The sequence below is a fragment of the Mesorhizobium sp. WSM4313 genome (genome assembly GCF_002294725.1).
Taxonomy (GTDB): Bacteria; Pseudomonadota; Alphaproteobacteria; order Rhizobiales; family Rhizobiaceae; genus Mesorhizobium.
Genome location: NZ_NSFT01000012.1, coordinates 151067 through 157066, shown reverse-complemented (window position 1 = coordinate 157066; position 6000 = coordinate 151067). Strand labels below are relative to the sequence as shown.

Annotated in this window: 4 protein-coding genes and 2 pseudogenes; 1 reads left to right on the top strand and 5 read right to left on the bottom strand. The window is 57.0% G+C overall.

What is annotated here, in order from left to right; all coding sequences use genetic code 11:
- A pseudogene (locus CK219_RS23625) lies at positions 1 to 132 on the top strand (IS481 family transposase); the annotation flags it as partial.
- 106 nt (positions 133 to 238) lie between these two features.
- Here CK219_RS23625 and CK219_RS23620 read toward each other — a convergent pair.
- From CK219_RS23620 to CK219_RS32320, 5 genes and pseudogenes are all read right to left on the bottom strand, one after another.
- The gene (locus tag CK219_RS23620) at positions 239 to 2110 is read right to left on the bottom strand and encodes an acyltransferase family protein (RefSeq protein ID WP_063169260.1); all 1872 of its coding nucleotides are present in this window, start codon (positions 2108 to 2110) and stop codon (positions 239 to 241) included.
- Between the two features lie 83 nt (positions 2111 to 2193).
- Complete coding sequence (locus CK219_RS23615) at positions 2194 to 2754, bottom strand: CpaD family pilus assembly lipoprotein (RefSeq protein ID WP_063169261.1); 561 nt, start codon at positions 2752 to 2754, stop codon at positions 2194 to 2196.
- 12 nt (positions 2755 to 2766) lie between these two features.
- Positions 2767 to 4188 (bottom strand): type II and III secretion system protein family protein, encoded by a 1422-nt coding sequence (locus CK219_RS23610; RefSeq protein WP_063170365.1) that lies wholly within the window; start codon positions 4186 to 4188, stop codon positions 2767 to 2769.
- A 71-nt stretch (positions 4189 to 4259) separates the two neighbouring features.
- Positions 4260 to 4946 carry a response regulator transcription factor gene (locus CK219_RS23605; RefSeq protein WP_063169262.1) on the bottom strand — a complete coding sequence of 229 codons (687 nt, stop codon included), beginning with the start codon at positions 4944 to 4946 and terminating at the stop codon, positions 4260 to 4262.
- A gap of 805 nt (positions 4947 to 5751) precedes the next feature.
- Positions 5752 to 5920 (bottom strand): annotated as a pseudogene (locus CK219_RS32320) (transposase); the annotation flags it as partial.
- Between the last annotated feature and the right edge of the window lie 80 nt (positions 5921 to 6000).

Below are 6000 nucleotides of genomic sequence, written 5' to 3'. Positions count from 1 at the left end.
CATCGTGCCGCCGAACTGCCTGTCTGGCTGCACAGATACAATTGGCATCGTCCACATGGCAGCCTAAAGTCAAAAACGCCTATCAGTCGCCTCGCCCTGATCGAGGACAACCTGTTGAAGCTCCACACCTAGGTCACTATCGGGGGGCCTTAAACCTGAACAGCTCCATCGTCGCGGCTGCTGCGGAAGCAGGAGCTATCACTGGGACCCGTACTGGTGCTTGTCAGCCGCTGAGCCGCTACTTCGTCTTAGGAAGAGCATTGTCCTTGCCAAAAGCCGGCCAGTATTTCGAGATTGCCAGTGTGGCGCCGGCTGAAGAGAAATGACCATAGTCGAAATATAAAAACTCTCCTCTATCGAAATAGGCGCAGCGTCCTGCGCTGCACAGGAATTTCAGCGGATCGATGAATGTGGCGCCTTTGGTAAATGAGCGCACACGTTCGTTGACGTCGGGGTCCATCGCGATCGGCCAGGACGTATCGTCCAGATTTTGGCGCTTGGCGAAGAACGCAATTTTCCGGACGTCAGTTGGGAACTGCGGAGACTGGCCGATGACAAACACGCGCACGCCCAGGGCACGAAGCGTAGCGATTGTTTGCTGAAGACCGTCGAAACCTCTGACCTCATAGTCACTCCATCTACCGCTGAGGATAACCGTCTTGATGTCCGCTTCCAAGATGACGTCCAAGGCCTTGCGATTGAACCGGACACAATCAAGACGATCGTACGGGTAGTAATAGAGTATCGGCGCGCAGCTGGCGTACGTATATTCAACGATGTTCGCCTGCAATCGATTTATGTTAGCACCCAAGCCGGAAACATAGTGCGCGGCGAAGGAGTCGCCCCACAAAAAAACCGTTGTTGGAAAACCGCTGGTGCGCGTGCAATCCTCCATATTCCAGCTTTCGATCCGGCTGGTGCCCTCGTTGAAACAGATGCCATTCCTCCAGTCCCCGACGGAAATGCGCCGCTGGACATAGTCCGGAAACCGTTGCGGAAAGCCGTTGCCGAGCGCCCCCGCCGCTCCGCCGGCACAAAGGACAACGATCGCGAGCGCTGAAAAGGCGAAGATAGGCCCCGGGGAGGTGAAGGCCCTCTTCTGTCGAAACGGCTGCTCTACAAACTTCCAGGAGAATGCAGCCAATGCGAGGCTTGCCACCAACATCGCACCGGTCATCAACGGATCGAGTTTTTGGAACGAAAGATAGTGCGCGAACGCATTGAGAGGCCAGTGAACAAGATACAACGAATACGAGATGAGCCCAATCCAGACCAGCGGCCTGACTTCGAGCATGCGGGTGGCGACCGTCGAGGGGGTATTTTGGCCAACATAGATCAGAAGGGCCGTTCCGATGCATGGATACAAGGCGTTGTAGCCTGGGAACGGATCACTCGCCGAAATCGCGAAGAACCCGATGGCGAGAAGGCCAAATCCGGCCACCCCCACCGACTCCATCAGGAGTCGGTTGCCCAGCGGCGAGGGGCATTTGAGCATGAGCAGGGCGCCCAACATGAGTTCCCAGATTCGGGTCGGCAGCAGATAGAATCCGGCGGTGGGTGCCAGCGATGTCGCCATCACCGCCACTACGAAGCTGCAGAGAATTATCGGAAGAAGTGTCGTCAGCCAGCGCTTCCCGATGTAGCGATAGATTAGGAACATCAGGATTGGTGCGAAGATGTAGTACTGCTCCGCTACGGAAAGCGGCCAAGTGTGCAACAGTGGTAGAAGCGCGGCATCGATAGAGAAGTAACTTGACGTTTTCCAGAAGAAAACGTTCGACCAGAAGGTCGAGGTAGCTATGATGCTAAGACTGAATCCGCGCAGATCCGGTGGCAGAAGAATGAACAATGCCGCAATGCAGGTGAGAAGCATCACAAAGACGAGCGCCGGCAGAATGCGCCGGGCACGGCGCCAGTAGAAGTTGACGATGGAAAATTGGCCGCGTTCAAGGTCATCCAGGAGGCTTCCGCTGGTTAGGTAGCCGGAGATGACGAAGAAGATATCGACCCCGCTAAAGCCACCCGGGATCGCCGAAATTCCGAAATGAAAGAGTACGACCGGAAGTACAGCAACGGCCCTAAGGCCCTCGATATAGCGCCTATATTGCATCCAGCGGTTCCTTTTATTTTAGATCAGGACGCGATTGGAAGCTTTCAATCTCCGGTAGGAGTGCTGCCGAGATAAGGGCGGTATCAGCCACCTTTATCCGTCCCGAATGTTCTGTAAGTTGCAACTGGTACAGAAGCACGATCGCCATCGCCGGCCTTGACGGCCTGATTGTCGAGCAGATCGCGCGGATCGTTGACCATCACGGCCAGGTTATGTCCTGTCGAACAACCAAGCGGCTGTTTGAAGGATTCTTCATTGGGTAAGGCACCATATGAGGGACAGACCGGCGGACGGGCGTGATAGACAATCGCCTCAATTCGCACTGAGCCGGCGTCGTGTTGATCGCGCAATTGAATGTTGTCTTCTTCGATTGCCAACTGCCTGGCCTGATGGGCTACCCCTGCGCTGAGCTGGGGCGAACCGCTGATGAGGAGGTGGATGGCATCGAACCGGCCGCGACTGGCCTTGTCTAGGAAAACACGCAAACGCTGCCGTTCGGAAGCGCGCAGGCTTTGCAACGTCAGGACGGTGGTCTCCTCTCGGACAAGCATTGGTGCCGATGGTTCGACATCAACTGGCGTAGTGCTTGTGCAGCCACTTACGCTTGGTGCCAGAGCGACAAAGAGGATTATAAAACGCAACATCTTTGGATGACACTATTCGATGATGAAGCCGAGACCGCCCTGGGCGCTTGGCGCGCCCGCACGGATAGCAGCGCGGTCTCGCGGGGGACTTGTCACGGAATTCGTCGGAGCGCCCCCTCCGTTCAAAGCCGGTGCCGCCCGCTCGGTCGGTGCGCTCATCTGGTTTGGGTTGGAGCCTGGTCTTACAATGTAAGGCGTAACTAGAATGACCAGTTCTGACTCCTCTTTTTGAAACGAGGTCGAGCGAAAAAGCGGTCCCAGGATCGCCAGTTCTCCGAGCCAGGGAAAGGCCCTGACATCATTGTTGACGTTCCGCCTGATTAGACCGCCGATTGCGAAGCTCTGGCCGCTGGCGAGTTCGACGACCGTATCGGCTCGGCGCGTGGAAACTGCCGGCACGGAAATTCCGTTGATTTGCACGGCACCTTGCGTCGACAGTTCACTGACTTCGGGCGTTACGTGAATGTTGATTTGATTGTTGCTGAGAACTGTCGGCACAAATTCCAGACTGACGCCGAAGTGACGGAATTCAACCGATACCTGCCTGTTTTCCTGCAGGACAGGAATGGGAAATTCGCCGCCCGCGAGAAAGCTGGCCTTTTCACCCGACATAGCGGTGAGGTTCGGCTCAGCCAGGACGGAAGCTATATGCTCCTTGGCGAGCGCGTCGAGAACCGCGCTGACGTTGACGGCACCGTTGTCGAATCCGATTTCTGCTGTACCGCCACCCTGGGTTGAACCAGACCCAGCGCTTGCAGCGCTTCCGCTTAGAACGCCCACTTTGAAATTGCCGATTTGACCGAAGGCGGACAAGTTGACGCCGAGTGACTTCATGGCGCTGCGTGAGACTTCGGCTACGCGCACGCTGAGGTTAACTTGCAGGGATCCAGCGACCTTGATGTTGTTGACGACTTGCGCTCCGTCGCCCAGATATTGCTCAGTGACTCTTTTTGCGGTGTCGGCGACCTCTGCGTCGGGCGCCGTCCCGCTAAGGATTGCGCCGCGCGGCGTATAGTTGACGCGGATGGGATAGTCGCCGACCTGCTCCCGCAACATGGCGCGTAAATCCCCGATCGGTTGCGTGACAACGATACGCAATTCGGCGAGAGGCTCGCCATTGCCATCCAAGGCGAATAGGCTGGTCCGCCCCGATTTCTTGCCAAAGACGAAGATTGTTTTGCTCGATGGCGCCTGAAAATCCGCGATCGTGGGGTCAGCAACAAAGATGGTCGTGGCTGGCCCGGGCAGATGAACGGTCTCCCCGAGCGAAGAGGAAAGGGTCAGCGTGGCGTTGATGCTATTCGAAGCCGCATGCGGCGGGCCTTTGTCCTGCTTGTTTTGCGCCGCGACACCAAGTGGGAAAGTCACAATAAGCGCGCAGAGGAGATGGCCCAGGTAACGGGGCACTGCAGGTCTTGTAACCTTGTTGGCGATCGCCCGCCAATTGAGCGCAGCGCAAGGATGTTGAAGGATCAGCAAAATAGATCTTCTTTCGATTCGACAAACTATGCGGACGAGGCGTCAGTCAATTCTAGGATGTAACCAATGCCTCGGATGGTCTTGATCCGTGGCGTTGCACCTGATCTGGTCAGATGTCCCCGTAAACGATAAATTCCGACTTCAAGCGCGTTGGCAGACACGTCGTCGTTGAATGAATAGAGGTGATCTTCCAATTGCGCACGGGGCACGATGCGGCCTGCCCGGTTAAGCAGGTGCTCTAGAACACAGAGTTCGCGACGTGCGATCATCATTGGGTGCCCATCAACGAAAACCTGGCGGGCGACCGGATCAAAGTCGAGATTGCCAAATACGAGCCTCAGGTCGGTCATCTGTGTCGCCCGGCGCAGAATGGCTCTCATTCTGGCAATAAGCTCATCGGTAGAGATGGGTTTGAGCAGAAAGTCGTCCGCACCACCGTTGAAGATCGCAATTCGCTTATCGAGATCGTTAAGGCTGCTCATAATGACGGCAGGAACTGAATGCCCGTGGGTCCTCAACTGCCTCAGCCAACCCAAGCCATCGCCATCTGGCAGAGCCAATTCCAGCAGGAGAATTTCATAGCTGGCGCAAGAAAATGCACTCGAAGCCAGTTCCAGAGTACCAACGACATCAACGACGAAGCCGCCATCCCCGAGCGCAAGTCGCATGGCGCGCGCAAGATCCGCATGATGATCCACGAGCAGCGTTCGCATTTCATCTCCTCTCGAAGAGGGACGGCCCATCGAACGCGTCACCGGCGGCCATCTGATCGGAGCACACGGCGCGCAACTCGTCGCAGCTCTCGGAACTGGTCCGAGTCGGAGGGACATGCAAGTCGCTCGGTGGCAATAGGCGCGGGTGAGGACCAACTGACGGGCTCAAATACGCCGGTCGGCGAACCCACGAGGCCAGCAACCCGCGTGCGATTTCTCGTTGCATCATCTCTCCTACGTGCAGCCCCTGCGCTCGCAAGGCAGCGTCGCGGCTCAGAGCCCGATTCCCACAGAGGGTAGGGTTAGCTTTCGAGAAACTGATTGAACAAATCGATTATTTGGATCGAATGCATCCACGGTATGGATGCAGCGCACCATCTTCAACGACTGCGGCGTCCTGATGCACTGTTGTGTCTGTCGTGCTCTGCTTTTTTCGCTGTCCTTCAAGGCTGGCGAGCCTGGTGGAACCTGCGCGTCATTGGCTTGGTAGCTTGAATGCTCAACAACGGAGCGCCCTGCGCAAAGCCGCTCTCATTTCCAAAAAGCCTTGCAATCTGGTTGGAGCACTTCGCGCTCGACACCAAAATAGGCGAGGAAAACTGACGTCTGACAGGGATGTACATGCAACAGCCGATTTGCGGCACCAGCAAACGACCGCGTTCAGGCTGAAGATCGACGACCAACGGCTCCTCGATTTCCGCACTTTTACAAGCTCTTCCTGTGCGGGCGGATGCCGGCAAACAGCAGCACAGGGTCAGCGAAACCGGGAGCGGGCCTGCTTGATCGCCATGATCACATTGCCGCTGTCGCGCGTGCGGAGCGGAATGCAATCGGTCCAGCCGGCGGCAATCCGGTCAGCACCATCGTCTGCACGAAGCTCCCTGACGAAGACGTGCCCGAATGCGCTCAACAAAGCCGGGCGGCGGATCTTTCCAATCGCCGAAGGTGCGGGCTGGCACCGAGCGGCGAACTGCGAACTCATTCCTGCCCGGCGGCGCTGGCCGCCGCGAGCGTCGATGCGGACCCAGCCGCTCCGAATCCTCCCACAACACGA

Excerpts from the sequence above, each read along its gene's own strand:
- CK219_RS23620 (WP_063169260.1), bottom strand. The coding sequence starts at position 2,110 with ATGCAATATAGGCGCTATATCGAGGGCCTTAGGGCCGTTGCTGTACTT.
- CK219_RS23615 (WP_063169261.1), bottom strand. The coding sequence starts at position 2,754 with ATGTTGCGTTTTATAATCCTCTTTGTCGCTCTGGCACCAAGCGTAAGT.
- CK219_RS23605 (WP_063169262.1), bottom strand. The coding sequence starts at position 4,946 with ATGCGAACGCTGCTCGTGGATCATCATGCGGATCTTGCGCGCGCCATG.